Source organism: Dyadobacter sp. OTU695 (genome assembly GCF_038440355.1).
Lineage (GTDB): Bacteria > Bacteroidota > Bacteroidia > Cytophagales > Spirosomataceae > Dyadobacter.
This window is the reverse complement of record NZ_JASATN010000001.1, coordinates 240,099-265,754: the sequence shown is the minus strand read 5'-3', so window position 1 is coordinate 265,754 and position 25,656 is coordinate 240,099. Positions and strand designations below refer to the sequence as shown.

24 protein-coding genes are annotated in these 25,656 nt (G+C 50.3%); 12 read left to right on the top strand and 12 right to left on the bottom strand.

Going from position 1 to position 25,656, the window contains the following annotated elements; translation table 11 throughout:
* The first annotated feature begins 15 nt into the window (after positions 1-15).
* Complete coding sequence (locus AAHB90_RS01225) at positions 16-1,833, top strand: STN and carboxypeptidase regulatory-like domain-containing protein (RefSeq protein ID WP_342083081.1); 1,818 nt, start codon at positions 16-18, stop codon at positions 1,831-1,833.
* 9 nt (positions 1,834-1,842) lie between these two features.
* On the opposite strand, the gene AAHB90_RS01220 is transcribed toward AAHB90_RS01225, so the two are convergent.
* The 4 genes from AAHB90_RS01220 to nadE are packed head-to-tail and all read right to left on the bottom strand — an operon-like array spanning position 1,843 to position 4,492.
* On the bottom strand, positions 1,843-1,962 hold the full coding sequence (locus AAHB90_RS01220) for a hypothetical protein (RefSeq protein WP_342083080.1): 120 nt from the start codon (positions 1,960-1,962) through the stop codon (positions 1,843-1,845).
* Positions 1,959-2,168, bottom strand: coding sequence for a hypothetical protein (locus AAHB90_RS01215; protein WP_342083079.1), 210 nt, complete (start codon positions 2,166-2,168; stop codon positions 1,959-1,961). The genes AAHB90_RS01220 and AAHB90_RS01215 overlap by 4 nt, the downstream gene beginning before the upstream one ends.
* Positions 2,165-2,380 carry a hypothetical protein gene (locus AAHB90_RS01210; RefSeq protein WP_342083078.1) on the bottom strand — a complete coding sequence of 72 codons (216 nt, stop codon included), beginning with the start codon at positions 2,378-2,380 and terminating at the stop codon, positions 2,165-2,167. Before AAHB90_RS01210 ends, AAHB90_RS01215 begins: the two co-directional genes overlap by 4 nt.
* 51 nt (positions 2,381-2,431) lie before the next feature.
* Entirely contained in the window at positions 2,432-4,492 is a 2,061-nt protein-coding gene (nadE, locus tag AAHB90_RS01205) for an NAD(+) synthase (protein ID WP_342083077.1), read from the bottom strand.
* Positions 4,493-4,630: 138 nt separating this feature from the next.
* Between nadE and AAHB90_RS01200 the strand changes: the two genes are divergently transcribed.
* Positions 4,631-5,866: an ABC transporter permease gene (locus AAHB90_RS01200; RefSeq protein ID WP_342083076.1), complete on the top strand. Its 1,236-nt coding sequence runs from the start codon at positions 4,631-4,633 to the stop codon at positions 5,864-5,866.
* Positions 5,867-5,891: 25 nt separating this feature from the next.
* On the opposite strand, the gene AAHB90_RS01195 is transcribed toward AAHB90_RS01200, so the two are convergent.
* A complete protein-coding gene (locus AAHB90_RS01195) occupies positions 5,892-7,052 on the bottom strand; it encodes a methionine aminotransferase (RefSeq protein WP_342083075.1) in 1,161 nt (386 codons plus the stop codon).
* A gap of 103 nt (positions 7,053-7,155) precedes the next feature.
* Positions 7,156-7,764, bottom strand: a complete 609-nt coding sequence (locus tag AAHB90_RS01190; protein ID WP_342083074.1) for a peroxiredoxin family protein — start codon at positions 7,762-7,764, stop codon at positions 7,156-7,158.
* A 148-nt stretch (positions 7,765-7,912) separates the two neighbouring features.
* On the opposite strand from AAHB90_RS01190, the gene AAHB90_RS01185 reads away from it, so the two are divergent.
* Positions 7,913-10,057 carry a glycoside hydrolase family 31 protein gene (locus AAHB90_RS01185; protein WP_342083073.1) on the top strand — a complete coding sequence of 715 codons (2,145 nt, stop codon included), beginning with the start codon at positions 7,913-7,915 and terminating at the stop codon, positions 10,055-10,057.
* Here AAHB90_RS01185 and AAHB90_RS01180 read toward each other — a convergent pair.
* Positions 10,044-10,529: an NUDIX hydrolase gene (locus tag AAHB90_RS01180; RefSeq protein WP_342083072.1), complete on the bottom strand. Its 486-nt coding sequence runs from the start codon at positions 10,527-10,529 to the stop codon at positions 10,044-10,046. The genes AAHB90_RS01185 and AAHB90_RS01180 overlap by 14 nt on opposite strands.
* A gap of 19 nt (positions 10,530-10,548) precedes the next feature.
* Positions 10,549-11,583, bottom strand: a complete 1,035-nt coding sequence (locus tag AAHB90_RS01175; protein WP_342083071.1) for a LacI family DNA-binding transcriptional regulator — start codon at positions 11,581-11,583, stop codon at positions 10,549-10,551.
* Positions 11,584-11,847: 264 nt separating this feature from the next.
* Between AAHB90_RS01175 and AAHB90_RS01170 the strand changes: the two genes are divergently transcribed.
* The 7 genes from AAHB90_RS01170 (at position 11,848) to AAHB90_RS01140 (ending at position 19,174) form a co-directional block, all read left to right on the top strand.
* On the top strand, positions 11,848-12,618 hold the full coding sequence (locus AAHB90_RS01170) for an SDR family oxidoreductase (RefSeq protein WP_342083070.1): 771 nt from the start codon (positions 11,848-11,850) through the stop codon (positions 12,616-12,618).
* Positions 12,619-12,663: 45 nt separating this feature from the next.
* Complete coding sequence (kduI, locus tag AAHB90_RS01165; RefSeq protein ID WP_342083069.1) at positions 12,664-13,494, top strand: 5-dehydro-4-deoxy-D-glucuronate isomerase; 831 nt, start codon at positions 12,664-12,666, stop codon at positions 13,492-13,494.
* Positions 13,494-13,850 (top strand): cupin domain-containing protein, encoded by a 357-nt coding sequence (locus AAHB90_RS01160; protein ID WP_342083971.1) that lies wholly within the window; start codon positions 13,494-13,496, stop codon positions 13,848-13,850. Before kduI ends, AAHB90_RS01160 begins: the two co-directional genes overlap by 1 nt.
* Before the next feature lie 10 nt (positions 13,851-13,860).
* Positions 13,861-15,792 carry a glycoside hydrolase family 88 protein gene (locus AAHB90_RS01155; protein WP_446717866.1) on the top strand — a complete coding sequence of 644 codons (1,932 nt, stop codon included), beginning with the start codon at positions 13,861-13,863 and terminating at the stop codon, positions 15,790-15,792.
* An 11-nt stretch (positions 15,793-15,803) separates the two neighbouring features.
* On the top strand, positions 15,804-17,339 hold the full coding sequence (locus AAHB90_RS01150) for a tagaturonate reductase (protein WP_342083068.1): 1,536 nt from the start codon (positions 15,804-15,806) through the stop codon (positions 17,337-17,339).
* Positions 17,320-18,636, top strand: coding sequence for an MFS transporter (locus tag AAHB90_RS01145; protein WP_342083067.1), 1,317 nt, complete (start codon positions 17,320-17,322; stop codon positions 18,634-18,636). Before AAHB90_RS01150 ends, AAHB90_RS01145 begins: the two co-directional genes overlap by 20 nt.
* A 103-nt stretch (positions 18,637-18,739) precedes the next feature.
* Entirely contained in the window at positions 18,740-19,174 is a 435-nt protein-coding gene (locus AAHB90_RS01140) for a nuclear transport factor 2 family protein (protein WP_342083066.1), read from the top strand.
* Positions 19,175-19,203: 29 nt separating this feature from the next.
* Here AAHB90_RS01140 and AAHB90_RS01135 read toward each other — a convergent pair whose 3' ends face one another.
* A complete protein-coding gene (locus tag AAHB90_RS01135; protein WP_342083065.1) occupies positions 19,204-20,265 on the bottom strand; it encodes a PDDEXK nuclease domain-containing protein in 1,062 nt (353 codons plus the stop codon).
* A 136-nt stretch (positions 20,266-20,401) separates the two neighbouring features.
* Between AAHB90_RS01135 and AAHB90_RS01130 the strand changes: the two genes are divergently transcribed.
* On the top strand, positions 20,402-20,842 hold the full coding sequence (locus tag AAHB90_RS01130; protein WP_342083064.1) for an SRPBCC family protein: 441 nt from the start codon (positions 20,402-20,404) through the stop codon (positions 20,840-20,842).
* Positions 20,839-21,171, top strand: coding sequence for an ArsR/SmtB family transcription factor (locus tag AAHB90_RS01125; RefSeq protein WP_342083063.1), 333 nt, complete (start codon positions 20,839-20,841; stop codon positions 21,169-21,171). Before AAHB90_RS01130 ends, AAHB90_RS01125 begins: the two co-directional genes overlap by 4 nt.
* A 3-nt stretch (positions 21,172-21,174) precedes the next feature.
* Here AAHB90_RS01125 and AAHB90_RS01120 read toward each other — a convergent pair whose 3' ends face one another.
* The 3 genes from AAHB90_RS01120 to AAHB90_RS01110 form a co-directional block, all read right to left on the bottom strand.
* Positions 21,175-22,389, bottom strand: a complete 1,215-nt coding sequence (locus AAHB90_RS01120; protein ID WP_342083062.1) for an ATP-grasp domain-containing protein — start codon at positions 22,387-22,389, stop codon at positions 21,175-21,177.
* A gap of 139 nt (positions 22,390-22,528) precedes the next feature.
* A complete protein-coding gene (locus AAHB90_RS01115) occupies positions 22,529-23,920 on the bottom strand; it encodes a leucyl aminopeptidase family protein (RefSeq protein WP_342083061.1) in 1,392 nt (463 codons plus the stop codon).
* A 76-nt stretch (positions 23,921-23,996) separates the two neighbouring features.
* Positions 23,997-25,577: a M20/M25/M40 family metallo-hydrolase gene (locus AAHB90_RS01110; protein WP_342083060.1), complete on the bottom strand. Its 1,581-nt coding sequence runs from the start codon at positions 25,575-25,577 to the stop codon at positions 23,997-23,999.
* Positions 25,578-25,656: the final 79 nt, after the last annotated feature.

Genomic DNA, 25,656 nt, shown 5'->3' with positions numbered 1-25,656 from the left:
TCAAGTTATCCTGCTTTGAAACAACTTTACAGGTTTGCATTCTGGTGTATTTGCGTTTGTCTGCTCCCGGGGCACATTTTAGCCCAGGATTTGCTGGAAAAGCGCATTACATTGAGGGTTACCAACCAGCCGCTCGACGAAACTTTACAGAAAATCGGCGATCTGGGCGGTTTCAGCTTTTCGTACAGTCCGGATATGATCGACATCAAGAGCCGGGTGTCGATACAGGCCATCAACCGGAGCATCCGCGAAATACTGAATGCGATCTTTCAGGGCAAAGTCACATTTAAAGAACGCCGCCGTTATATTATCCTGCAAAAAACGGTAGAAGTCGAAAAGCCTCAGGAACCGGCAGATTTTGACCTGAATGGCTATATCATCGACAATAAAACCGGCAAAAAGCTGGCCAATGCCAGTATTTACGAATCGGTGACACTGGCTTCCGCGGTGAGCAATCAATATGGTTATTACAAAATCCGCCTTCCGGCAGCGCGTTCCTCGCTACGGCTGGAAGTGAGGAAGGAAGACTACATCGGCAAATCCATTCCTATTCCCACACGCAAGGACACCTATTTGCAGATTTCCCTTAATCCGGATACGTTGAAGCCCATTTCGGGAAAAGTGGCGACACACGCACCTGTTCAGGTGGACTCGCTTCATACCAAAGTGGCCGTACCTCAATTCGAAGTTGCAAAAGCAGAGTTACCGCGCGACACGATGTTTATCGACAGCTCGGCAAGCGGGAAAGCCATCACCTGGGCCGACTACGAGACGCTTCGCAAAAAATACCGTCGCGCCCAAAACAAATTTGTGAGTGCATTTGCATCCGCCAAGCAGGCCGTTCACACCCGCAACATCGAAGACACGCTGTATGCACCGTTCCAGGCATCGATCCTGCCGTTTTTGGGCACCAACCACGAGCTAAGCGGGAATATCGTGAACGACTACTCGATTAACCTCATCGCCGGTTACTCGCTCGGTGTTTCCAAGTTCGAAGTCGGCAGCCTCATCAACGTGGTACGGGGCAATGTGACGGGTTTCCAGCTTGGCGGCGTGGCCAATGTCGTGGGGAACAATGTGACGGGTTTCCAATACGCCAACTTCCTCAACATGACGCTTGGCAACTTCAACGGTTTTCAAGGGACTAACTTTATCAACTATACCGGGAAGAACTTTTCGGGCTTCCAGGTCGCGGGTGTTGGCAATGTGGTTGTGGGCGTTTTGGAGGGTTACCAGTTTTCAGCCGGCTATAATTATGCGCATACAGTGCGGAAAGGTCATCAGATCGGCTTTGTCAACTATGCGGATTCTACCGGAAAAGTGCCTTTCGGGCTGTTTAGCTGGGTGCACAGTAATGGGTACCGCCGCTACGAGTTCTCGACCGATGAGTTCAACTATTTCAATACTGCATTCAAAACGGGCGTAGAGCGGTTTTACAACATTTTCAACCTCGGTTTCAATGGGGATGCAAAAGACAAGCCGCTGCTTACCATCGGTTATGGATTCGGTACGGCACAACGTCTGGGTAGAGGTTGGAGCGCCAATGCAGATCTTACCGGCAGCTTCGTATTTTTAAACACCGACCGAAACGACGACATCAACCAGGGAATCGTAAAATTCGCCCTGGCGATCGAAAAGAAAATTGGGTCCCGCTTCGCATTGTTCGTCGGCCCTTCGCTCAGCACTTTTTTTGCCAAAGATGCAGGATTAATTAAGACAGAAGCAAAAAAAGGGCTTTCTCCCGTCTGGTTAGGGAAAAAGCCCGATAGTTCTACAAGGAATTACGGCTGGGTTGGATTTCAGGCAGGGATACGGTTTTTGAATAAGATCTGATGAAAATGCTCAGCGTATTTCTCCCAAAAGCCTGCTCATTTCTTCATCCGAAATATCCGATTGCTCGGATTTGTCATAAATGGACACCAGGTACAATTTGTTCTGAACGACTTTCACATTGGTAATCACCCTCGCTCCGCCACGCTTCCCTTTTCCCTTAGACTTGATCGATAACCTGATTTTATAAAAGCCCTCGGAAGCGCCGTCCCAATGAATGGATCAATTTCAAGCTGTTCTATCAAGTCCAGGAGTTCGCTTCCTAATGAATTAAATTTCTTCTTGAGTCTCTTAGCTTCTTTTTCGAAATTCGGTAAAGCCTCGACTTCAAATTTCATAATTCCTTCAAGAACTCTCTTGCCGGGCGGGTTTTCAAGTCGCCTTTTTCAACCGAAGCCATCTGCCTGACTCCCTCTCTGATATTTTCACGGACTTCTTCATACGAGTCCTCCTCCGTCTCTTCGCTTACTCTCACGAAGGGAAACTTGTTCAAAAGGTCACGTAAAAAACGTAGCTCCTTGTCATCCACCTCTACGGTTAATGTAGCCATGATCTTATGTGGTTATTTTCATAAATATAGCAATTCTACACCTCTCCTCCATTAAAACCCGATCCGCTTCCTTCCGTTCTGCACGGCAGCGCCGTTCACATAGGCGCGTAGCTCGGTTAGCTCCTTTTCAAAACCTCCGGATAAGATCGGGAAGCGGCACCATGAACGTGGGTCGAGGTTACGGTCGTCGAGGTGGAATGACGGGGCATAACGCTCGCGCTTCCATTGGTTGCGGCTCCAGAGTTTGAAGAAACGCTCCGTCCAGCCCAGCAACTGTTCGACGCTGTAAATGCCTTTGTAGCGTACATACAGATTTTTGTAAGACTCCACAGGCGACTTTTTGTCACGGATAGCGAGCCCTTCCAGGTCGTTCAGGAACTCGTATGGCATTAAATCTGCTTCGTCGGTCTGGGTTTGTGCGAGTGGGCGGAGTTCTGCGGTCGGTTGCAGGCTGTTCACTTTTTTCAACCCTTCGATACGTATGTGCTTGCCTTTTACCTCGCAGCCCACCGTTTCGAGCCAGCGGAGCCATTGGCGCAGGTAATGCTTGTCGATCCCCGCAAGCGGACTGATACTGCCCGAAGTGTCGCCATCCATCGTAGCATACCCAACGGCCGCCTCCGAGCGGTTCGAAGTGGCGAGCAACAGGTGGTTCGTCAGGTTGGTCAGCAGCCACACGCCCGGGGCACGCACGCGCGCCTGGATGTTCTGCAATGCGATATCATCCTGTTCCCAGGTCAGTTTCCGACCTATCTGGTCTTCGATCAGCCCTTTATAGGTTTCGACAAGGCCATTGATATTCACATTATAGAATGTGGAACCGATCGATTCCGCCAGCGACTGCGCGGATCCCAGCGTGTCGGTAGAGCTGTTTTCTGTTCCCTGGTAAATATTGTGGATCAAAACTTTGGCAAGATCCTCTTCTGTTTTGGCCGACTGAATTTCCTTGATATACGATAATTTCTGCTTAAAACGGTCCATACCGATACTTTCATCGGCCAACCGGATCATTAACCCACATAATGCTGTGCAGGCGCAGGAATCGGCCCCGCCGGAAAGCGATATGGTGAAACCATTCGAACGACTTTTCCTCAGGTAATCAAACAATGCAAGACATTCAGCCCTTGCAAACTCCTCTTCCTTTATTGCACCACCTTTTTCAAACGGCTCAATATCAGGAATCTGAGGTAGTACCGGCTCAATCTCCGGAAAATCGAAGCGGGCGGGTATTCTCCACGTCCGCTCTTTTGAAGGAATTGCGATTTTACTCTGAACCTGACTCAGTCGGGTGTATTCCGTATCGATAACGGCCGTTGTGATCACATAATCCTCATAACTGAACCGCGGGCTGGATGCCAGCAGATCGCCATTGGAAGCAATCATCGCGTCGCCGTCGTACACCGCCCTTCCAGCTTCGTTACCAAGGAGATTTGTATAAATGTAGCTGCATGAGAACGATCTGGAAGCATCTACTACCAGTTTTTCACGCACCATAAATTTGTTAAATGCAAAATGGCTCGCGCTCGGGTTCAGGATAATGTCCACCCCACGCTCATAATGCCTGCGTGCAGGACGGTTGGCTACCCAGCCATCCTCACAAATTTCAAATGCGATCTTCACGCCGTGCGAACCACCGAGGATCGGGCCTGACGCAACATCAAAAATCACATCACCGATCGGGTAAAACATCTGGTTGACTTCGATGCTTTCCACTACGCCGGGCTGCCATGGCCTGAACCACCGCGCTTCGTAATGAATGCCGTTGTTGGCCAGATTTTGCTTGCAGTAAAATCCGGCGATCTGCTTGTTGGAAATCAGGCATGCCGCATTGTACAGGCTGCCATTGTGCCGGAGCGGCAGGCCCACCGCCACGATTATCCCCGCCGTTTCTTCGGCTATTTCGAGCAGGCACCGTTGCGCCTGTTCAACCATATCGGGCGCGAAGAAATAGTCATCACAACCATAGCCCGAAATACACAGTTCGGGCAGGCACAACAGGCTTACATCCTGCTTCCGGGCTTCCCTGATCGCGTCGACGATATTTCGGGTATTGGCCTCCCAGGCCATGGGTGTCTGGTTTACAACTCCGGAAGCGACTTTAATCAATGGCATGGACGGTGGTATGGTTTTCGACTTGGTAATGTCTGTGTGATAAATCAAAGCAGGCAACTTAATAAAAAATTGCGTTTTTCGAACCGCTAAGGTTTTTTCCTATTTTTGTCAACAACTAATTTAAAGAACAGATTCCTCTTGCAGTTTCCCTCATTCATCGCCAAACGAATACGCCATAACGAAGCAGGATCTTTTTCTGCCACAGTTTCGCGGATCGGAGTAGCCAGTATCGCCATTGGTGTTGCAGTGGGAATCATCGCTTTTGCCGTCCTGTTGGGCTTTAAGCAAACCATCCAGCAAAAAATATTCCTTTTCAGCGCGCATATCAATGTAAATGCGTTTTCACAGGGCAATACCTACGAGGAAGGACCGCTGCCACTGAAAAATCCGGTATCGGAAGTGCTACCTACCATTCCGGAGATAAGGCGCTGGCAGGCCGTGGCCCATAAATCGGGTATCCTGAAAACACCGGATGAAATCAAAGGGGTCATTCTGAAAGGCGTGGGTAAGGATTATGACTGGGAGACGTTCAAACCGAACCTCGTCGATGGCAAGCTGATCGGACGCACGGATTCTTCCTCCATTAAATACGGCTATTCTTCCGAAATCCTGATCAGCCGGAAAATAGCGACCCAAATGCGCCTGAAAACCGGCGACGATGTGATCATGTATTCGCTCCAAAATCCGCCAAGGCCGCGTAAACTGGTCATTACGGGTATTTATGAAACCGAGATGGAGGAGTTTGATAACAACCTGATCATCGGGGATATTGGCCTGGTACAGCGGCTCAATGGATGGGGGCCGGATTCCGTCGGTACTTACGAAATTTACCTCAAAGATTTTTACGACCTCGACCTGGTGACTCATAAACTCCGGCGTGAACTTCCCCCGGGACTGTTCCTGCAAAAAGTCACCAGCCTGTTTCCGCAGATTTTCGACTGGCTCATCCTGCTCGACCGCAACACTGCCGTTTTTCTCGTGCTTATCCTTTTCGTCGCCTGCTTCAATATGATCTCGATCCTGCTGGTCATGATCATGGAAAGGACGCCGCTGATCGGATTGCTCAAAACACTTGGAAGCCCGAACCGGCAAATCAGGATGATTTTTTTCCAGGTCGGCCTCGATATGGTCCGCAAAGGCATCCTCATAGGCAACGTAGCCGGGTTGCTGTTATGCTGGCTGCAATATCAATTCAAACTAATCCCGCTCGACCCGATCAATTACTATATGGACACCGTCCCTATCGTATTCGACTGGGGTATTTTCGCGATAGTCAACGTCGTTACGGTTATTATCACCGCGGCAATTCTCCTCATCCCGACGCTCATCATCACACGGATTCAGCCGATTAAGGCATTATTATTCAAGAAGTAAGTGCTACCGTAATTCGGAATACCATTTACCAACGCGCTGTATTCAGTAATTCTGCGGCTTTCAGCAAGGTGTTGTCGTTCTTGGCAAAGCAAAATCTCAGCGTTTTGAAATCTGTTTCCACGGCATAAAATGCAGAGACGGGAATGGAGGCGACGCCGGTTTCCCTCGTCAGCCGCTCGGCAAGTGCCAGGTCGTTTTCCTCCGAAAGATTTTCGTAGGAAACATTCTGAAAAAAACTGCCCTCGGATGGTTTAAGTACAAAACCAATATCCCTGATCGCTTCATTAAACAGGTCGCGCTTGCGCTCGTAGAATGCGGAAAGCGACAAGTAATGCTCAGGCTCGCCGAGGTATTCGGCTACCGCAAATTGAAAGGGTGTTACCACGCTGAACACGAGGAACTGATGTATTTTACGAAACTCGGAGGTAAGATGTGCAGGCGCCAGACAATAACCAAGTTTCCAGCCCGTGGTATGAAATGTCTTCCCGAATGATCCGCAAACGAAGCTGCGCTCCGCAAGCGAGGGAATGGATGCCACCGAAATATGATCACGGCCATCGAAAACAATGTATTCGTAAACCTCATCGCTGATAACGATCAGGTCGTGCTCTTCTGCCAGTGAAGCCAGCGCCCGTAAATCCGATGCTGCCCAGACCTTCCCCGTCGGGTTATGTGGCGTATTGATGATAATCGCGCGTGTTTTTTCCGTAATGCGCGACTTCACAGCCTCCCAGTCTATCGAATCGTATTGGGGTTCAAGCGTTACAAAAACAGGGATTCCACCGCTAAGCTCAATCGCCGGGACATAGCTGTCATAGGCTGGCTCAAAAACAATCACCTCGTCGCCGGGATGCACCACCGTGCTGATCGCCACAAATAATGCCTCGGTAGCACCGCTCGTGATGGTAATCTCGGTTACCGGGTGATATTCCCGGCCGGATGCCTCAAAAGTCTTCTTCGCGATTGCTTCCCGCAGCGGCAATGCGCCAGGCATTGGGGCATACTGGTTTTTTCCCGACCGTATGTACTTATCTACCAGTCGCTGCAAATCAGGCGAGCAATCGAACTCCGGAAAGCCCTGTGCCAGGTTCAGCGCCTTGTGTTCTTCGGCCAGCGCCGACATTTTAGTAAAAATGGTAGTCCCGACATTGGGAAGTTTCGATCGCAACCTGTTTTTCAATAACATATCCAAAAATCGTATGAAACAAATACCGTGTCAGCGGCAAAACCAAATATAATGCATGGTTGCCAGGCTGACACGGTAAGAATGCCAAAGTATGTAAATTCCGTTAGCGGCCGTCGTACACCGCCTTCAAAATGGTTTTTATGTCGGGCACATTATCAAAGTTTTCATCGATGAATGCATATCCGACACGACGATCGCGGCCCAGGACGAAAAGCGACGGCGTGAAAACCTCCTCTGAAATTCCGGCAATGCGGTCCCAGATCGGGGAAGTTTCTGAATATACGCCATAGGAGCGTGCCACATTGTAGTTTTTATCATGATAAATCGGCACCCCGGCATCCAGCTTCCTGCCAATCCGCTCGATTTCCTTTTGGGATTCGTTCGTCAATATCAGCAGCTGCCCGCCCAATGCCTCCACCTGCGGGGCAAGCGCCTTAATGCCTTCGAGGTGCTTCGGTGCGTAGCTCCCCCAACAGTTGCAATAGAAACTCAGTACCAGCGGTTTAAATTTTACCAGATCCAGAATAGACCGCAATTCGCTGTCGGGCGAAGCGTTCGTAAGCGACGTCACCGGGAAGCCGTCCTCGTTCCGGAGATAGAATAGCGGCGCCAGATCGCCCTCTTTCGGTGGCTCGGTCTGCTCTTCCGCTACCCGTTGTTTGAGTTGCAAAGTGGATACGTTGCCCAGTTCGTCTTCAATTTCGTAGTACATAATGCCAGGGGTCTTCTGATTTCGAAGCTCAAATTTATTATTAATCTATATATCCTACAAATTTAATAGACTTATTTTACCACCATAATTTTTTAGTATAAATATTCGATAGGTGCTTATAATATCAATCAAAATCCCACTGAACCCCATGCGCCGCCTAAAACAAGCTTTTTCTATTCTGCTGCTCCTCCTCATTCCCGCCCTGCTATTCGGGCAGAATATCACCTGGAAAGAAATCCATCCCGGCGTCTGGAAGGGCACCGCAGGCAAACCCGACGCTTACGATCTGCTGAAAGCGGCGGAATCGGTGGCGTCGCCAGCCATGGAGAAGCTATCCCGGCAGGAGTTCCCGCTTGATAAGTCGGCCATTTCGTTTCAGTTGAACAACGGCAAATCCTACCTGCGCCTGCCGCTGCAAAGAAACGAGCAGCTCTACGGCTTCGGGCTCAATTTCCAGACTATCCACCAGCGTGGCCGCATTATGCAACTCCACACCGACCATTACGGCAAGTCCGACAACGGCCGTACGCATGCACCGGTGCCATTTTACGTGTCGTCGCTGGGTTATGGTGTGTTTGTCAATTCTGCGAAATACATTGATGTTTACGCAGGCTCGGGTGTGCGCAAGGATAGTAAAAACCCGCCGAAGATCATGGACCGCAATACCGACAAAAACTGGGAAGCGCACCCCTATTCCGACGCCGTGGAAATGCTGATACCGGCGGAAGGCATTGAAATCTACGTTTTTGCAGGACCCAAACCCGTCAATGCGATCGAACGTTTCAACCTGCTGAGTGGCGGAGGCTGCTTGCCGCCGCGTTGGGGGCTGGGTTTTACACAGCGCGTCCACCGGCTCTATACCGCCGATCAGGTGAAACAGGAAGCAAAAGCATTTGAAGACAAAGGGTTCCCGCTCGATTTCATCGGCCTCGAACCGGGCTGGCAAACCAAATCCTACCCCTGCACATTTGAATGGGACCACTCACGCTTCCCCGATCCGGCGGGTTTTGTGAAGGATATGGATAAAATGGGTGTCAAAATCAATCTCTGGACGAATCCTTATGTTTCTCCGGATGCTTCCATTTACAAACCTATATTGCCCTATACCGGCACGCACACGGTGTGGAACGGCATTGTGCCCGACCTTTCTATGCCACAGGCCCGTAAAATCCTGTTCGATCAGTTTGAAAAAGAGCACGTAAAAATCGGCGTGAGCGGCTATAAGATCGATGAGGTCGATGGCTTCGACTCATACCTCTGGCCCGATGTGGCCACTTTCCCGTCCGGCCGCTCCTCGGAGCAAATCCGTCAGACTTACGGGTTGCTCGTTCAGAAACACAGTTTTGAGATGTTCCGTCGCAACAACATGCGCACGTATGGGCTCGTGCGTGCATCCAACGCAGGCGGAGCGTCGTTCCCTTATGTGATTTACAATGACAATTACAGTCACGAAGACTTCATCACGGCGCTTATCAACAGCGGCTTTGCGGGTGTACTTTGGACGCCCGAGGTACGCGCTTCGAAAACCGCCGAAGAATGGCTGCGGCGCTTTCAAACGGTGTGCTTCTCTCCCATGGCGATGATTAATGCGTGGTCGAGCAGCATGCAGCCCTGGACTTTTCCGGAAGTAGCACCGCAAATCAAGGCATTGGCCGAGCTGCGGATGCGGATGATGCCCTATTGGTACTCCGAATTTGCCAAATACCATTACAATGGCACGCCGCCTTTCCGCGGGATGAACCTGGAAGAAGGTTTTGGGGTAAATATGAAAAAGGAAAAGACGGCCACCAACCTGGAAGAAAACCCTTATGAAGAAGCAGTAACCCGCGAGGTGAAAGACCAGTATATGGCGGGCGAATACCTGCTGGTAGCACCGCTTTTTACGGGGCAAACTTCGCGCAAAGTCATTTTACCCAAAGGCAAATGGTACGATCTCTACACGGGCAAATTAGCAGGCGACGGCGAGGTGATCACCATTTCCCCGGGATTGGACCAGATTCCCGTCTTCGTCAAAGACGGAGGCATTATCCCTATGATGCCGCCCGCGCTCCACGCGCCGCGTTCGGGGGCAAAAACGGACATTGAAATCCGACATTATGGTGAAAAAAATTCCAGCTATAAGCTATACGACGACGACGGCGAGACATTCGCTTACGAAAAAGGAGCATTTTCCTGGCGTACTGTCCAAGTTGAACGGCAGCCCGGCGGACAACTCAAAGGCAGTATTTCAGGACCGGAAAATGGCAAACCGAATACGATAGGCAATGTCACCTGGCGGTTTATGACTGAATAGGGACGTCCAGGTCGCGGAAAGCGGAGCTGAAATGTCCTTTTTCGAGGGGCTTTTTAGCCAAAACCTCTACAAGAAATTCCGGGTAGACCCTGATTGAATGCAAGTCGCTCACATCGTGCCAGTGAAACAATAGCTCATCCTGTCCTTCCGAACCTAGGAAATCATCCTGGTTGGGCAGGTTTTTGATTTGCATTTCAAAATAAAAACCGATCTCGTGGTATTTGTCTCCATTATACAGGAAAAAATTCTCGGAAACCCACAGCATGTCGCCTGCTTCGGCGTCCATACCGGTTTCCTCCTGCATTTCGCGTTGCAGCGTATCTTTTGAAAATTCAAATAGCTCGCAACGTCCGCCGGGGAGCGTCCAGAAATTGTCGGAGGGGGTTTTATGCAAAAGCACCTTCCCATTCAGTACCGCCACGCCAGCGACCCTGTAATTGAACAATGCTCCATCGATGCGCAGGCTGATCATCCGTAATGTGGTTTTTGCCCTAAACTACGGATTTTCCAACAGACGAAGCCCGTATTGTCAGTGCAGTTTTAAGCGAGCGCGTTTCGAATTTCTCATCTTTTTGCGGATGCTCGATCAACCGGATCAGTAATTCCACCGCCTGCTGTCCCATTTCCATGGCGGGTTGCATCACAGTCGTCAAAGGCGGATTGAGCAAATTAGCCACGCTGATGTTGGTAAAACCGACGATCGCGATTTCTTCCGGCACACGGATACCTTTTCTTTGAAATACCGACATACAGCCGGTAGTAAGCCGATCGCTCGCCGTAAATATGGCGTCGGGAGGTTCGGGCAAACTCAGCATTTCCTCGATGGCCGCTTCGTTTTCCGCCTCGATTTTGCCGCCATACAGGCAATACTTCACATACGATTCGTCGAAAGGAATCCCGTAATCTTCCAGCGCCTTTTTGTAGCCAGCCAGCCGTTCGGTAGTGATCGACAAATAAATAGGGCTGGTAAGGTGTGCGATGCGTTTGCGGCCTGAGAGAATGAGGTGCTCCGTAGCCTCGTAGCTTCCCGTGAAATTGTCGGCCACCACCTTATGCGTCTCGATATCATTGGGTACGCGATCGAGGAACACAATCGGCAGCCCTTTTTCCATCAACTCCTGAAAGTGCACGAGATTGGTGGTAAGGCTTGCCAAAGAGACAAGTAATCCATCCACTCTCCTGGAAACCAAATAATTCGTATTCGCTACCTCTCTTTCATACGAATCATGGCTTTGAAAAATCACCACATGATAGCCCAGGTTATAAGCGATGGACTCGATCCCGTTGATGAGCTGTGAGAAAAAATGGTTAGCAATTTCGGGAATGATGACGCCAATCGACTTGCTCTTGCTGTCCTTCAAGCTCAATGCAATGGGATTGGGACGGTAATTCATCCGCTCCGCGTATTCCATTACCAGCTTTTTGGTTTCAGGGTTTATCTCGTAGCTATTTCTCAATGCACGTGAGACCGTCGAAGTCGACAGATTCAGTGCCTTTGCAATATCCTTTATGGTGATGGTTTCCAATAGAAAATTGGTTTACTCCAACTTATTATTCGTTTCAAAATATCCTTTACTCCTCAGCCTTTCCCTGCCCACCTGTCAAATTATCTCAAAATTTACATCTATCCGGGTCAACTGACAACGTTCCCGATAACGATTGCACAAAAAAAGACAATTCGTTATTTGATTTTTCTGATTATTCAGTCTAACATCGTTCGGCTGGGGTCTATTCTCTACCGACGCTAAAATTATCGGATACCCCGAAAAAGACAAATTGCAAACTCATTCATGAACACCGTTAATTTATTTGACCTGACCGGTAAAACTGCATTGGTAACCGGCTGCAACCGTGGTATCGGAAAGGCCATGGCCGAAGCGCTGGCCGAAGCCGGTGCTGACATGATCGGTGTAGCGTCCTCGGAATTCAAGGAAGGTAGCGAAACGGAACGCGCCATCCGGCAAACTGGCAGGAAATTTTATCCCTACCAGACCGATTTGGGCGATCGGGAGAAGCTGTATGGGTTTATTACCCAGGTAAAAAAAGACCATCCGGTGATCGACATTCTTATAAACAACGCCGGTATCATACTGCGGCAACCCGCTGCCGAGCATACCGACGAGTACTGGGATCGGGTGCTGAACATTAACCTCGATGCACCTTACATACTCGCCCGCGAACTGGGGAAGGAAATGATCGCACGGGGATCGGGCAAGATCATTTTTACAGCATCGCTGCTCACATTCCAGGGCGGCATCAATGTACCCGGTTATACAGCTTCGAAAAGCGCTATCGGTGGTTTGGTAAAGGCACTAGCCAACGAATGGGCCGGTAAGGGGGTGAATGTGAACGCCATCGCACCGGGGTACATTAATACGGACAATACCGAAGCATTACGCAACGATCCGGTCCGCAGCAAGTCGATTCTCGACCGCATCCCGGCGGGGCGGTGGGGATTACCGGAAGATTTCAAGGGCCCAGCGCTCTTCCTCGCATCGGAAGCCGCCAGCTACGTGCATGGAACGACATTGACCGTCGACGGCGGCTGGATGGGGCGGTAGTTAATTCTGATAGTAAAAAAGAAATTCAAAAAGTTGCCGCAAAACATGCAGATCAGATTCGAAAGCAGTCGCAGAGAAGTTTCCCAAATGGATACGGAAACATTACGGGATAATTTTCTGGTGAAAGATATTTTCAGGGATGGCGAGATCCATTTCGTGTACAGCCATTACGACCGCGTCATTATCGGCGGCGCCATTCCGCTTGCCACTCCGCTTGCGATTCCAGTATTCGATGCATTGAAAGCCTCTTATTTCCTCGAAAGACGCGAAATCGGCATTATCAATATCGGTGGCGATGGTGAGGTTATTGCCGACGGTGCGCATTTCGCGATCAGTAAGCTGGGTTGCGTGTATGTGGGGAAAGGTACCAAAGAAGTGCTGCTTACCAGCAACGATCCTGCCGAACCGGCCGCTTACTATCTGCTATCCTCGCCAGCGCATCAAACCTACCCTACCCGGTTGTTCACCAAGGAAGATGCGACGCCGGCGACCGTCGGAAGTATGGAAACGTCAAACCACCGCACCATTTACAAGTACATTCATATAGACGGCATCCAGAGCAGCCAGCTCGTCATGGGACTGACGGTGCTGCAAACGGGCAGCGTTTGGAATACCATGCCTTCCCACGTGCACGACAGGCGTATGGAAGCCTATTGCTATTTTGATGTGCCTGAAAACCAGCGGGTATTGCATTTAATGGGCGAACCTTCGGAAACCCGGCATTTATGGGTGTCCAACCGGCAGGCAGTGATTTCACCACCATGGTCTATCCACTCGGGCTGCGGGACGTCCAATTACGCATTTATATGGGGAATGGCCGGTGAAAACAAAGATTATACAGATATGGACCCGGTACTAATCGGCGATCTCAGATGATGGAAGCACTCAAAGCAAAAGAATTCGTCGCCGATAGCGAGCTCGCCTGGGAAGACCTTGGCGGAGGCTTGAAACGCAAGATCATGGCTTACGACGACAACCTGATGATGGTCAAAGTCGCATTTGAAAAAGGCGGCATAGGTACATTGCACAGCCATTTTCACACGCAGATGAGCTATGTGGAAAGTGGCGAATTCGAGATCACGATCGGGGAGCGGAAACAGGTGATGGCGCAGGGCGATGTGTATTACATTCCACCCCACGTCGTGCATGGTGCATTGTGTCTTTCAGCGGGTATGCTCGTGGATATTTTTACGCCCATGCGGGAGGATTTTGTAAGTATTTCAAAGGTATAACCTATTCCGGATGACCATTTCTCTACCCCGCTTTTGTCGATTTTTGTTCACCTGCCTTGCGGCGCACGGGTCGTTTGCGCAGGAACTACCGCTTTCCCGGCAAATGGTCGATTCTTTTATAGCCAATCACAAAGACTCCATTCTGGTCGGCAAGAATACGGCAACGAAATGGGACTACGAGCAGGGGTTGATGCTGAAAGCCATCGAAAAAGTGTGGTACCGGACGGGAGAAGGCAAGTATTTCGAATACATCCGAAAGGACATCGACCAGTACGTGCGTCCCGACGGCAGCATCCGCACCTATCGTGCCGATGAATTCAATATCGACAACATTCCTCCCGGCCGCGCATTGCTGACACTTTACCAGCAGTCGCAGCCTGATAAAGACAAATACAAAAAAGCCGCCGACCTGCTCTGGAAGCAACTGGAAGAGCAGCCGCGCACCAAAGAGGGCGGTTACTGGCACAAAAAGCGCTATCCTAACCAGATGTGGCTCGACGGCCTTTTCATGGGCGAGCCATTTGCGGCGGAGTACAGCCTCATTTTCCATCATCCCGAACATTTCGACGACATTGTAAAGCAATTTGCTTTGATTGAAAAATATGCGGTAGACGAAAAAACAGGCCTCGTTTACCATGCCTACGACGAAAGCCGGGAGCAGAAATGGGCCGATAAAAAGACTGGCCGCTCACCGAGTTTCTGGGCGCGTGCCATCGGCTGGTATGCGATCGCGATCGTGGATGTACTTGACTATTTGCCGCGGGAACATCCCGGCAGGGCACAGCTGATCGGCTATCTGCAAAGGTTGGCGCCCGTTCTGGCAAAGTACCAGGACCCGCAATCCGGCGCATGGTACCAGGTAATCGACCAGGGTAGTCGGACTGGCAACTACCTGGAAGCATCGGCCTCGTGTATGTTCGTATATGCGCTCGCGAAAGGTGCCCGTATGGGCTACATTCCTGAAAAATTCACAGCAACCGCCAAGAAAGGTTATCAGGGAATTCTCCAAAATTTTGTAGAAAAAGAAGCTAACGGATCGCTCAGCCTGAACAAAACCGTGAGCGTAGGTGGCCTCGGCGGCACACCTTACCGCGATGGCACTTATGAATACTACCTCAGCGAACCCATCCGGAAGAACGACCTAAAAGGCATCGGGCCATTCATTTTTGCGAGTGTGGAAATGGAGATTGCGGCCGAAAATACCGTTGGCAAAGGCAAGACAGTAGGCTTGGATTACTATTTCAACCACGAAACCCGCAAGGACCTAACCGGCGCTCCCGAGCAGTTTCATTACACCTGGGAGGACCGGATGCATTCGGGGTTCTGGCTTTGGGGGAATACTTTCCGCGAGCTGGGCGCCAAAACAGTTTCGCTCCCGGCCGCTCCAAACACTGCCAATCTGAAAGGCATTGACATTTACATCATCGTCGACCCGGACACTAAAAAAGAAACCCCGGAGCCGCATTTCATCGACGACAAATCCATTGCGGAGATCGAACAGTGGGTGAAAGCGGGCGGTGTGCTGGTGTTGATGGCGAACGACACCGCCAATTGCGAAATCCCGCATTTCAACAGGCTGGCGTGCAAATTCGGTATTCAATTCACCAATAAGAACCGGAACATGGTACAGGGAACACAGTTTGAGCAAGGCAAACTGATGATCCCCGCCGACGCAAAATCGGTTTTTAAAACCACTGAAAAAATTTATATCAAAGAGCTTTCACCGCTCAGCCTGACGCCCCCCGCAAAACCTTTGCTGACCGACCACGGCGACGTCATTTTCGGGATTTCGAAATACGGAAAAGGCACTGTGTTCGCCGTCGGCGACCCTTGGCTTTATAATGAATATGTTGACGGCAGAAGGATCGATACTAGCTTCGAGAATTTTGAAGCTGGCAAAGACCTCGCCGGTTGGTTGTTGAAACAGGTTGTTAAAAAGTAAATCTCAACATTATGGGCCATCTCTTCCGGGAAAACCTTCGCCAGCTCAGGAGCCAGCCCGCGGTGGTCGTGGCAGATGATTCCGTTTTCCAGCTGCCCGAAAAAGTGTTGCAGTTCGGCACCGGCGCATTTCTCCGCGGCCTGGCCGATTATTTCATCGATAAAGCCAACCGCCAGGGCATTTTCAACGGTCGCATTGTGGTCGTAAAATCCACCGATCAGGGCGATACCAAGGCATTCGAGCGGCAGGACAACCTCTACACCATCTGCTCGCGGGGCATTCAGGACGGCGAAGCGAAGGAAGAAAACATCATTTCTTCGGCTATCAGCCGGGTACTTTCGGCTAAAACACAATGGTCGCTCGTGCTCGACCTGGCCAAGAATCCCGCCGTGAGCGTAGTGATTTCCAATACTACGGAAACCGGCATTCAGCTCGTACAGGACGATATTTACCAATGGCCGCCGGTGTCGTTTCCCGGCAAACTACTCGCATTTCTATACGCGCGCTACGTGGCATTCAGCGGCAATGCCGACTTCGGCGTGGTCATTATCCCGACAGAACTGATCGCCGACAACGGAAAGAAACTCGAATCCATCATCCTCGAACTCGCCCATCGCAACGGGTTGGAAAGCACTTTCATCGATTGGATTGAGCAATGCAATTTCTTCTGTAATTCACTCGTGGACCGCATTGTACCAGGCACACCCGACGAAACGCGGCTGAAAGAGCTGGAAGAAGAACTGGGTTACCGCGACGAGCTGCTGATCACCACCGAGCATTACCACCTCTGGGCGATCGAAGGCGACGAACGCATCCGCCAGAAGATCGGCTTTTACGGAGTCGACGAAGGGCTGATCATCGAGCCGGATATTGAACAATACCGCGAACTCAAACTCCGGTTGCTGAATGGCGCGCACACATTAGGCGGCGGGCTTGCGCATTTGTGCGGCTTCAAAACCGTTGTGGAGGCCATGAACGACCCGTTTTTCTCGGCATTCATCACGCATTTAATGGAAAGCGAAATTGCCCCGGCCATTCCTTACGATGTCCGCCCGAATGTGGCACTGGCATTCAGCCGCCAGGTCGCCGATCGTTTCCGGAACCCGCATATTTTACATAAGTGGTTCAATATCAATCAGAACTATTCAGCAAAAATTCTTTCACGGGTTATACCAACTTTTCTTAACTACGAAGCAAAAAACGGCTACCCGCCGGAGTACATGACGTTCGGGCTGGCGGTTTTCATTCATTTTATGAAAGCTGTTAAAAAAGAGGGCGACAGTTACTACGGCCGGTTGGACGGCGTCCCTTACCTGATCCAGGACCCGAAAGCCCCATTCTTTTACCAGAAATGGCAAATGGCATCGCTGCCCGACATGGTGCAGGTGATACTGAAAGAACAATCGATCTGGGGCCGCGATTTGAATAAAATCGGTTCTGTCCACGGTTCGGTTGTAACACATTTACAATCCATTGCGCAAAACGGTATCATTGAAACACTTAAAACGCTTCTAGAAAGAACGGAATATGCTCTCTCACAATCCTGAACCCGCGGAACTCCGAGTGGAGACCCCGAAAACAAGCTACCGTTGGCGCGTCGTAGCGCTGCTATTCTGTGCAACGACTATCAATTACCTCGACCGGCAGGTACTGGGGCTGCTCAAACCGACGCTGGAAGCCGATTTCGGCTGGTCGGAATCCGATTTCAGCCACATTGTAATGGCATTTCAAACTGCCTATGCCGTTTCACTGATCGGTTTCGGGGCTATCATTGATAAAATTGGCACTAAAATCGGTTATGTCATTTCGGTGGTTATTTGGAGCATTGCTGCGATGCTGCATGCTGTCGCCACGGGTACATTCAGCTTCGGGTTGATGCGGGCCATGCTCGGCCTCGGCGAGGCAGGCAACTTCCCGGTGGCGATCAAGGCCACCGCCGAATGGTTTCCAAAGAAGGAGCGGGCATTGGCAACGGGTATTTTCAATTCAGGGGCCAACATCGGGGCCGTCGTGGCGCCAATTATGGTACCATGGATCCTGGGCGCGTATGGCTGGCAGGAGGCATTTCTGATTACCGGTGCAATTGGTTTTGTTTGGTTGATATTTTGGTGGTTCTATTATGAAGTTCCAGCGAAGCAGAACCGCATTAACCAAGCCGAATTCGACTACATTCACAGCGATAATGAACCCGATACCAGCAAAGAAGCGCCCGTCAAATGGCTGCAACTATTCAAAGTCCGCCAAACCTGGGCCTTTGTATTCGGCAAAATGCTCACCGACCCGATCTGGTGGTTTTTCCTTTATTGGCTGCCTTCCTATTTCGCAGAAGCATTCAAGCTCAATCTTTCCAAACCGAGTCCCGAGCTGGTGATGGTCTACACAGCCACCACCATCGGCAGCATTGGCGGCGGGTATCTGTCGGGTTATTTTATCAAAAAAGGCTGGCCGGTGTTCAGGGCAAGAAAGACATCCATGCTGATTTTCGCGTTTCTTGTCACGCCCATTATGCTGGCCCAATACACCACCAATATCTGGCAGGCAGTGATCCTGATCAGTCTGGCGGCGGCGGCGCACCAGGCTTGGAGCGCAAATATTTTCACGACGGCTTCGGATATGTTTCCTAAAAAGGCTGTAAGTTCGGTCGTCGGAATCGGCGGAATGGCCGGATCAGTAGGTGGTATCCTGTTTCCTCTTTTGGTAGGGATCATTCTGGATAACTACAAGGCAGCGGGGAACATTGGCGGCGGATACAATGTCATCTTCATCATCTGCGGGTTTGCATACCTGCTTGCATGGGGAGTAATGCACGTTTTCTCGCCAAAAATGGAGCGGGTGGATATATAGATAGTACTTCGGCTTTCGGCCGTCGGCTATCATACCTGATCGCTTGTAGACTTGCCAGCCGAAATTTGACAGCCGAAGTTCAATCCTAATTCCTTATTTATCGATGAAAAAACCATTCTTGTTCCTTGCGTTCCTCTTGATCGGCAATGCATTTGTTTTTGCTCAAAGTGCTGATGAAAAAGCCGTTGCCGCGACCGTTGAAAAGCTCAAAACTGCCATTATCAGCGCCAACGAGGCCGAATTAAAGCAGCTCACCTCGCCCTCGCTTTCCTACGGACATTCGAATGGCCTTTTGGAAGATCAGAAAGAATTCATCCGTGCGCTCGTAAGTGAGGAATCCAAATTCACCAAAATCGACCTGACCGAGCAGACCATCTCCATTTCCGGCGATGTGGCATTGGTTCGTCACAAGTTGTTCGGAGACACCCACAACAAGGGCAAAGATCCGGCACAGGTGAAGCTTGGGGTACTAATGGTATTCCAAAAGGCAAAGGGTGGCTGGGTATTGCTGGGCCGCCAGGCATTCAAACTGATGTAAGAAGTTTCTAAAACATACCGACAGGTCTGCTATTCGAATGGCAGGCCTGTTTTTGTTTTCGGGAAATCGGGCTGCTCCATTTTGTGCCGCGCGATCTCGACGGCCTTATGCAATTTGTCTTGCAAAACCTGTTGCGAAGGCAAAGCCGTCAGATAATCGGCGACGCGGATATTGCTTCTGTCCAGCTGCATCAGTTCGATATGTTCGCTGCTCTTTCCGGAGCACAGTATCAACCCGATCGGGTCGTTCTCGCCTTCTACCTTCTCATATTTTTCCAAAAACCGCAGGTAAAGCTCCATCTGTCCTTTAAAGCCGGCTTCGAACTCGCCCATTTTCAGATCTACTACCACGAGGCATTTGAGTCGTCGATGATAGAAAAGTAAATCGATGAAATAATCGCGATGATCGATGGTAATGCGCTTTTGCCGGGCCATGAACGCAAAATCGCTGCCCATTTCAATGATGAAGCGCTGCAATTCCACGATGATCGAAGCTTCAAGATCTTTCTCAGAATACGCATCTTTCAGGCCCAGAAAATCCAGGAAGTAAGGATCTTTGAAAACCAGGTCGGGATTCAGCTTTTGTTCGGTTTTGAGCTTTTCCAGGTCGTTGATGATCACGTCTTCCGGCTTTTTGCTGATGGCGGTACGCTCGTAGAGCATGGATTGGATACGCTCTTGTAACTGCCGGGACGACCATCGCTCAATTTTACACATTTCGATGTAGAACTCGCGTTTCACCGGATTCTCGATATACATTAGCGTTTTTAAATGCGTCCAGCTGAATTGCCTCCGCAGCGCGGAGACAATCGAATAGTCAGGAAAAACTGACTCAAACTTGATGCAATGCCGCAAATGCTTTTCGCTCCATCCTGGCCCATAGTCTGCTACGAGCCTGACACTCAACTCGCGTAAAACCCTCTTACCATAATCTGCCCGACTGTCTTTCAAAATTTCCTGGTTGATCTGCTGTCCCACTCGATAATGCAGCACAGTTATCTCGGCATTCACTGCTAACGCTACACTTCGCCTGCTTTCATCAATAAGCTGCCTCACTGCGCTTAGCAATTCCGACTTTCCGAGTTCTTCCATATTGGTGATGTTTTAATCCACCCATTTAGACGTCTCATCTTCCATTTGGTAACACACTTCTACAAAAAACTTTTTCTTAAAAATTGCGTAACAAAAAAGTTACATATAAATTTGTGTAACAAAAAAGTTACGCATTATGAAGCGCGATATTAAACTCAAATGGTTTTATCCTTACCCTCCCGAAATGATCTGGGAATGTCTTACCAATCCGGAGATCCTTGTTAAATGGAGCCCGATGAAGGACTTCAAGCCAGAGATAGGATTTGAATGCCAGACGCAGCAAAAGCCGCGGCCCGCACAGAATTGGGACGGGATTATGTATCACAAAATTCTGGAAATCGAGCCTCTGAAACGGCTTTCTTACAGTTTCAAGGGAGGGCCAAAGCCGGGTGTTACTACGCTGGAAACCGTCGTTACGTGGATCTTAGAACCCAAAGACGGAGGTACCGAGCTGCGGCTGGAACATACCGGATTTACAGGACCGAAGAATATGCTCACCAGCTTCATCATGGAAATGGGTTGGAAGAAAATTGTCAACAAAGCTTTCAAAAAGGCTTTTGAAGCACATTTCGCATGAGTACGGAAACTGTGGACCCTTTCCAGGCCCTCGCGGATCCCGGGCGCAGGGAAATATTGATGATGGTGGCCAAAGAGAAGCGCTCGATCACCGCGATTGCCGAGAATTTTGATATCAGCCGTCCGGCGGTTTCAAAACATATCAAAATCCTGCAAAATGCGGGGTTCATAAATATTGAAGAAAAAGGGCGTGAACGGTATTGCGTGCTGAACCAGAACGGGTTCAGCGAAGTCCGGCAATGGATCGGGATGTTTGAGGAATATTGGACCGCTCAGCTCAAAAGCCTGGAAAATTACCTGGCTACCAATGCGCCTATCCCCAAAAAATAGTTGTCAATGCGCCGGTTTCTTCGGTGCCGGCGCGGAGGCGTGGTATTTCTTCTGGACGATGGCCGCATATTTATCCATCAGTTCGAGCACCTTATCGCGCGATTTGGATCTTACGACCAAGCCGACATGGTAAGGTTCGTTCATTCGCCACACGATCTCCGGATCGTTGAAAACCGACAGATCAGGCCATTCCTGGCGCGCCAGTGAAATGATAATGCCGGAATATTCTTTCCTGACAGGTGGCAATTTGTAGTTTTCCCCTTTGGCTTCGGCCGTTTCCATCCGTGCCCATTCCTTCCAGAGGTTGATGCCCGACGACGCTTCTACCATTTCCGAAAGATGCGCGCCGCCGACGCGGGACGATGTTTCGAGAAAATAATACTTCCCGTCGTCATAGCAACGGATTACCTCCGTATGCGAAGCGCTGTGTTTCAGTCCAAAAGCTTTAAGCAAATCCACGGCGAGCGTCTGTAACGCGTGTTCCTCGGAAGAATCCAGCGGTACGGTAACGGAGCGGAATATACCGCCGCCATGCGCCACGTCGAATGGAGGGGCCAGGTACTTGCTGTTCCATGAGAATATGACAATCCCGTTGTAAGAGATCGAATCGACGTGGTAGACATCGCCCGGCTTGTATTGTTCTACGAGGTAGGCATGCCGCTTATCTCCCAGTTCGTGAATGGTATTCCAAAGTTCCTCAGCCGTGCTCAGCTTCTGAATGCCTGATGCCGACGCCTCCGAACGCGGCTTGATCATCCACGGGCCGGGATATTTCTCGATAAACCGGTTGACCTGGTCATCATTGAAAAGCGCTGAAAAGCCGGGTACAAGGATGCCTGATTCCAATGCTTTCGTACGCATGGCCAGCTTGTCACGGAAATAGCGGCCGGTCGTCTGCCCCATGCCCGGAATACGGAAGTATTCACGGATATGCGCGGCTTTCTCCACGTCGAAATCATCCAGTGCCACGACACGGTCGATCGGGCGCGTACGCATCACAAACGCGAGACCTGTGATGATCTCATTCATGTTGTAAGTCCCGTCTTCCTCCTCTTCCACATAGAAAAACTCATCCACGGCTTCCCTGACCCAGGGTTTATTTTCCAGTTTTTTGGCAGTAATCAAAAATACCGTGTTGCCGGCATCTTTAAGCGCCTTCAAAAAGTCGTTGCCTTTGAAATAGGTGGAAATGCAGAGAAAAGTCAGAGTTCGGGTCATAAAACGAAGTTTGGTGGACGGTCACTGCTTTCATGGACAAGCGTTGCCTATAAGCATATATTCTCAAATCTAGCAAAAAGAACCATTTTGGCAAGAAAAGCCCCGGTTAAATTTCCGTAACAACCCCGCGGTCCCATTGCTAAACGGCCAGCTTCGTGAGGTAGTTGATGAGCAGCCTGACACCATAGGCTGTTCCGGCACGGCCGGGCGCGAAGTCAGTGTCCCCGAATGCCATTCCCGCAATGTCAAGGTGCGCCCAGGCCTGATGCCCGGCTGTAAATACTTCCAGAAATTTGGCTGCCACGATCGCCCCGGCGAGCGGCTTGCCATGGTAGTTCTTCACATCCGCAATGTCGGAGTTGATTTCCTCCTTATATTCATCCCAAACCGGTAGTCGCCACAAACGCTCCCCGGTTTCATCCGCAGCCTGGGTGAGCGCTGCCGCAAGAGTGTCGTTGGGTGTAAAAAGGCCAGCCGCCTCGTAACCGAGCGTCTGGATAATGCTGCCGGTAAGCGTCGCCAGATCAATAAGTACATCCGGCTGATAATTTTTGACCGCATAATGCACGCCATCGGCCAGAATGAGCCTGCCTTCCGCATCGGTATCGATCACCTCGATCGTTTTGCCGGCATAGGAACCTATTACATCACCAGGCTTCATCGCCGAGCCATCGACGGAATTTTCAGTGGAAGGTATTACGCCGATTATCCGAATTGGCAATTGCAACTGTGCCGCCAGCTCAACCGTACCGAGAACCGCCGCCGCGCCGCCCATATCGCTTTTCATCAAATGCATATTGGCGGATGGTTTAATGGAAATGCCGCCCGTATCGAATGTGACGCCTTTACCTACCAGCGCCACCGTTTGCGTATAATGCTCCGGTTTATACTCCGAAACGATCATCACCGGCGGCTCGTCGCTCCCCTTATTTACGGCCAGCAAGGCATGCATTCCCTGTTCTTCCAATTGCTTTTTCTCCAATATCTGAACCGAATATCCATTCTCCGCACCAGAGTTCCGGGCCCATTCCGCCAGCGTTGCCGGCTTTTTATAGTTGGCGGGTGCGTTCATCAAATCCATTACCCGTATCTGCACCAATGCTGTTTTTAAGGCATTCCAGGCCGACAGTTTAACTTCCGAACTTTCATCAGATAAAATCGATAGTTTGCCGGATTTAAAAAACGCACTCATCGCTTTCGGCTCAGTTTTGTAGAGTTGCAGGTCATATCCACCCAAAACAATGCCGTTTACGGCGTTACCTATCCATTCCGCTCCCCGTCCGCGCGCGTCGAGTACCATGTGCACTGGCCAGCGGTCTTTTCTTTTGAAAAAAACAGATCTGAAAATTTTCGTGATCGCGGGAAGTTTGGGGGTCTTGCCCAATCCTAGCCAGAGTTCTTTCGAGGAATACCACCATAATTCCCCTTTCTCTCCCTTAAACATTTCCTGGTTGGCGGGTCCTGCGTCCTGTTCAAACGGGCGGACAACTAGTACTTCTTCAATTGGCTCCTCTATGATCTCTATTTGCATTGTTTGTGGAATTCGGTTGAATAAAAAAAGCAAAGACAATATATGCCTTTGCTTTCAAAAATGGGTTATGCAGCTATTAATCCAGTCCCCCGCGACGTGTAGGCTTGCGTGGCTCCGGCCATGCGCCGGGTACGCCTTTCGCGTCGATGGGCAAAATACTCTTGTCGCGTGAAGTCTTCACAGGGTCTTCACTCGCCTGATAGGCCAGGATGGCGGCCAGGATCGCATTGCTTCTAACATCATCAAATACGATCTTGTCATAAGTATCGCGGTTGGTATGCCAGGTATAGGTGCCGTACGACCAGTTCAATGAGCTCAGCGAAAACGCCGGGGCGCCAGCCGCTACAAACGAGGCAAAATCGGAACCGCCGGTACCGGGAGCGCCGGGAAATTTGGTCTCGATAGGTGTGCGGATCGGCTCAGGAACTTTGGAAAGCCAGCGGGTAAGGTATTCGTAGGCATTCAGGAAACCCTGGCCGGAAAGATTAACAACCCGGCCCGTGCCATTGTCCTGGTTAAATACCGCCTGGATATTTTGCACGATTTCCGGATGGTCTTCCACAAATGCGCGGGAGCCGTTAAGTCCTTGCTCCTCGCTTCCCCAGTGGCCTACGAGAATAGTTCTTTTAGGATTGGGATATACCTTTTTCAGAATCCGCATGGCTTCCATCATCACCAGTGTACCAGTACCATTGTCGGTGGCGCCGGTACCGCCATCCCAAGAGTCGAAATGCGCGGAGAGGATCACGTATTCGTTCGGCTTTTCGGTGCCTTTGATCTCTCCTACCGTGTTGAATGTCTGGCTTATTCCTGTTTCCTTCGCATCCGCACGCACGCTGATTTTCGGCGTGTGCCCCGATTCGGCAAGGCGATAAAGCAATCCGTAATCTTCCAGTGAAATATCTACCGTTGGGATAGTTTTGGTATAAGCTCCAAAAATTTTATTAGCACCAAAACCCTTTGACCAATACGACATGACCACACCCGCAGCACCCGACTTTTCCAATGCCGGCGGCAATGTGCGGGAAGTATAGCCAGTCTTTTTTAACCGGTTCGCCCATGCTTCGGTCTGCGCATCGCGTTCCTTTTTCATCTTCTCAAATGACTCTTTCGTGCCAAATTCCTGCCAGTTGTAATCCGGCCGGCCGGTGGGCTGGTTCATGCTGATGAGTACAAATTTGCCTTTCGCAGTGGGCAGCCACTTTTGAAATGCCACGGAATCGGCCACGTCGGGCAGAATTATCACGTCGGCGGTGACCGTTTTACCGTTCGTTCCGGGGCTCCACGCGAGCTGCATTCCTTCCAGCGATTTCACACGCGGCGCCACCATGTCGATATGCGACACGCCACGTTCCCAACCCCGCCATTCGCCCCATTTCTCATTTTTTGCCGGGATATTCCAGCCTTTGTATTTAGCGACCGCCCATTCGTGTGCCTGCTGCATTTGCGGCGATCCTACGAGCCTCGGACCGATCACGTCCATCAACTCGTGGCCCAGTTTTTCAAGTTGTGAGTTTTCTGTGGCCTCTTTCACGATGTTTTCAACCACGGGGTCAATCCTGACCGGGTCTTTCCCGACAGGCTCCTTATTTTGCGCGAAAACAATACCTGCCTGGGTGGAGAGACAAAGGGTCAGGAGTAAATAGATTTTTTTCATGTAATTGGTGGTTTAAGAAATATCGTTGCCTAATGTAGGAAATCACGATGATGCTTTCCGCACGCTCTTAAAAAATTCT

Bases quoted from the DNA above. Each gene is read 5' to 3' on its own strand.
- AAHB90_RS01215 (WP_342083079.1), bottom strand. From the start codon at position 2,168: ATGAAATTTGAAGTCGAGGCTTTACCGAATTTCGAAAAAGAAGCTAAG.
- AAHB90_RS01210 (WP_342083078.1), bottom strand. From the start codon at position 2,380: ATGGCTACATTAACCGTAGAGGTGGATGACAAGGAGCTACGTTTTTTA.
- nadE (WP_342083077.1), bottom strand. From the start codon at position 4,492: ATGCCATTGATTAAAGTCGCTTCCGGAGTTGTAAACCAGACACCCATG.
- AAHB90_RS01195 (WP_342083075.1), bottom strand. From the start codon at position 7,052: ATGTTATTGAAAAACAGGTTGCGATCGAAACTTCCCAATGTCGGGACT.
- AAHB90_RS01190 (WP_342083074.1), bottom strand. From the start codon at position 7,764: ATGTACTACGAAATTGAAGACGAACTGGGCAACGTATCCACTTTGCAA.
- AAHB90_RS01185 (WP_342083073.1), top strand. From the start codon at position 7,913: ATGCGCCGCCTAAAACAAGCTTTTTCTATTCTGCTGCTCCTCCTCATT.
- AAHB90_RS01180 (WP_342083072.1), bottom strand. From the start codon at position 10,529: ATGATCAGCCTGCGCATCGATGGAGCATTGTTCAATTACAGGGTCGCT.
- AAHB90_RS01170 (WP_342083070.1), top strand. From the start codon at position 11,848: ATGAACACCGTTAATTTATTTGACCTGACCGGTAAAACTGCATTGGTA.
- kduI (WP_342083069.1), top strand. From the start codon at position 12,664: ATGCAGATCAGATTCGAAAGCAGTCGCAGAGAAGTTTCCCAAATGGAT.
- AAHB90_RS01160 (WP_342083971.1), top strand. From the start codon at position 13,494: ATGGAAGCACTCAAAGCAAAAGAATTCGTCGCCGATAGCGAGCTCGCC.
- AAHB90_RS01155 (WP_446717866.1), top strand. From the start codon at position 13,861: ATGACCATTTCTCTACCCCGCTTTTGTCGATTTTTGTTCACCTGCCTT.
- AAHB90_RS01150 (WP_342083068.1), top strand. From the start codon at position 15,804: ATGGGCCATCTCTTCCGGGAAAACCTTCGCCAGCTCAGGAGCCAGCCC.
- AAHB90_RS01145 (WP_342083067.1), top strand. From the start codon at position 17,320: ATGCTCTCTCACAATCCTGAACCCGCGGAACTCCGAGTGGAGACCCCG.
- AAHB90_RS01140 (WP_342083066.1), top strand. From the start codon at position 18,740: ATGAAAAAACCATTCTTGTTCCTTGCGTTCCTCTTGATCGGCAATGCA.
- AAHB90_RS01135 (WP_342083065.1), bottom strand. From the start codon at position 20,265: ATGGAAGAACTCGGAAAGTCGGAATTGCTAAGCGCAGTGAGGCAGCTT.
- AAHB90_RS01130 (WP_342083064.1), top strand. From the start codon at position 20,402: ATGAAGCGCGATATTAAACTCAAATGGTTTTATCCTTACCCTCCCGAA.
- AAHB90_RS01125 (WP_342083063.1), top strand. From the start codon at position 20,839: ATGAGTACGGAAACTGTGGACCCTTTCCAGGCCCTCGCGGATCCCGGG.
- AAHB90_RS01120 (WP_342083062.1), bottom strand. From the start codon at position 22,389: ATGACCCGAACTCTGACTTTTCTCTGCATTTCCACCTATTTCAAAGGC.
- AAHB90_RS01115 (WP_342083061.1), bottom strand. From the start codon at position 23,920: ATGCAAATAGAGATCATAGAGGAGCCAATTGAAGAAGTACTAGTTGTC.
- AAHB90_RS01110 (WP_342083060.1), bottom strand. From the start codon at position 25,577: ATGAAAAAAATCTATTTACTCCTGACCCTTTGTCTCTCCACCCAGGCA.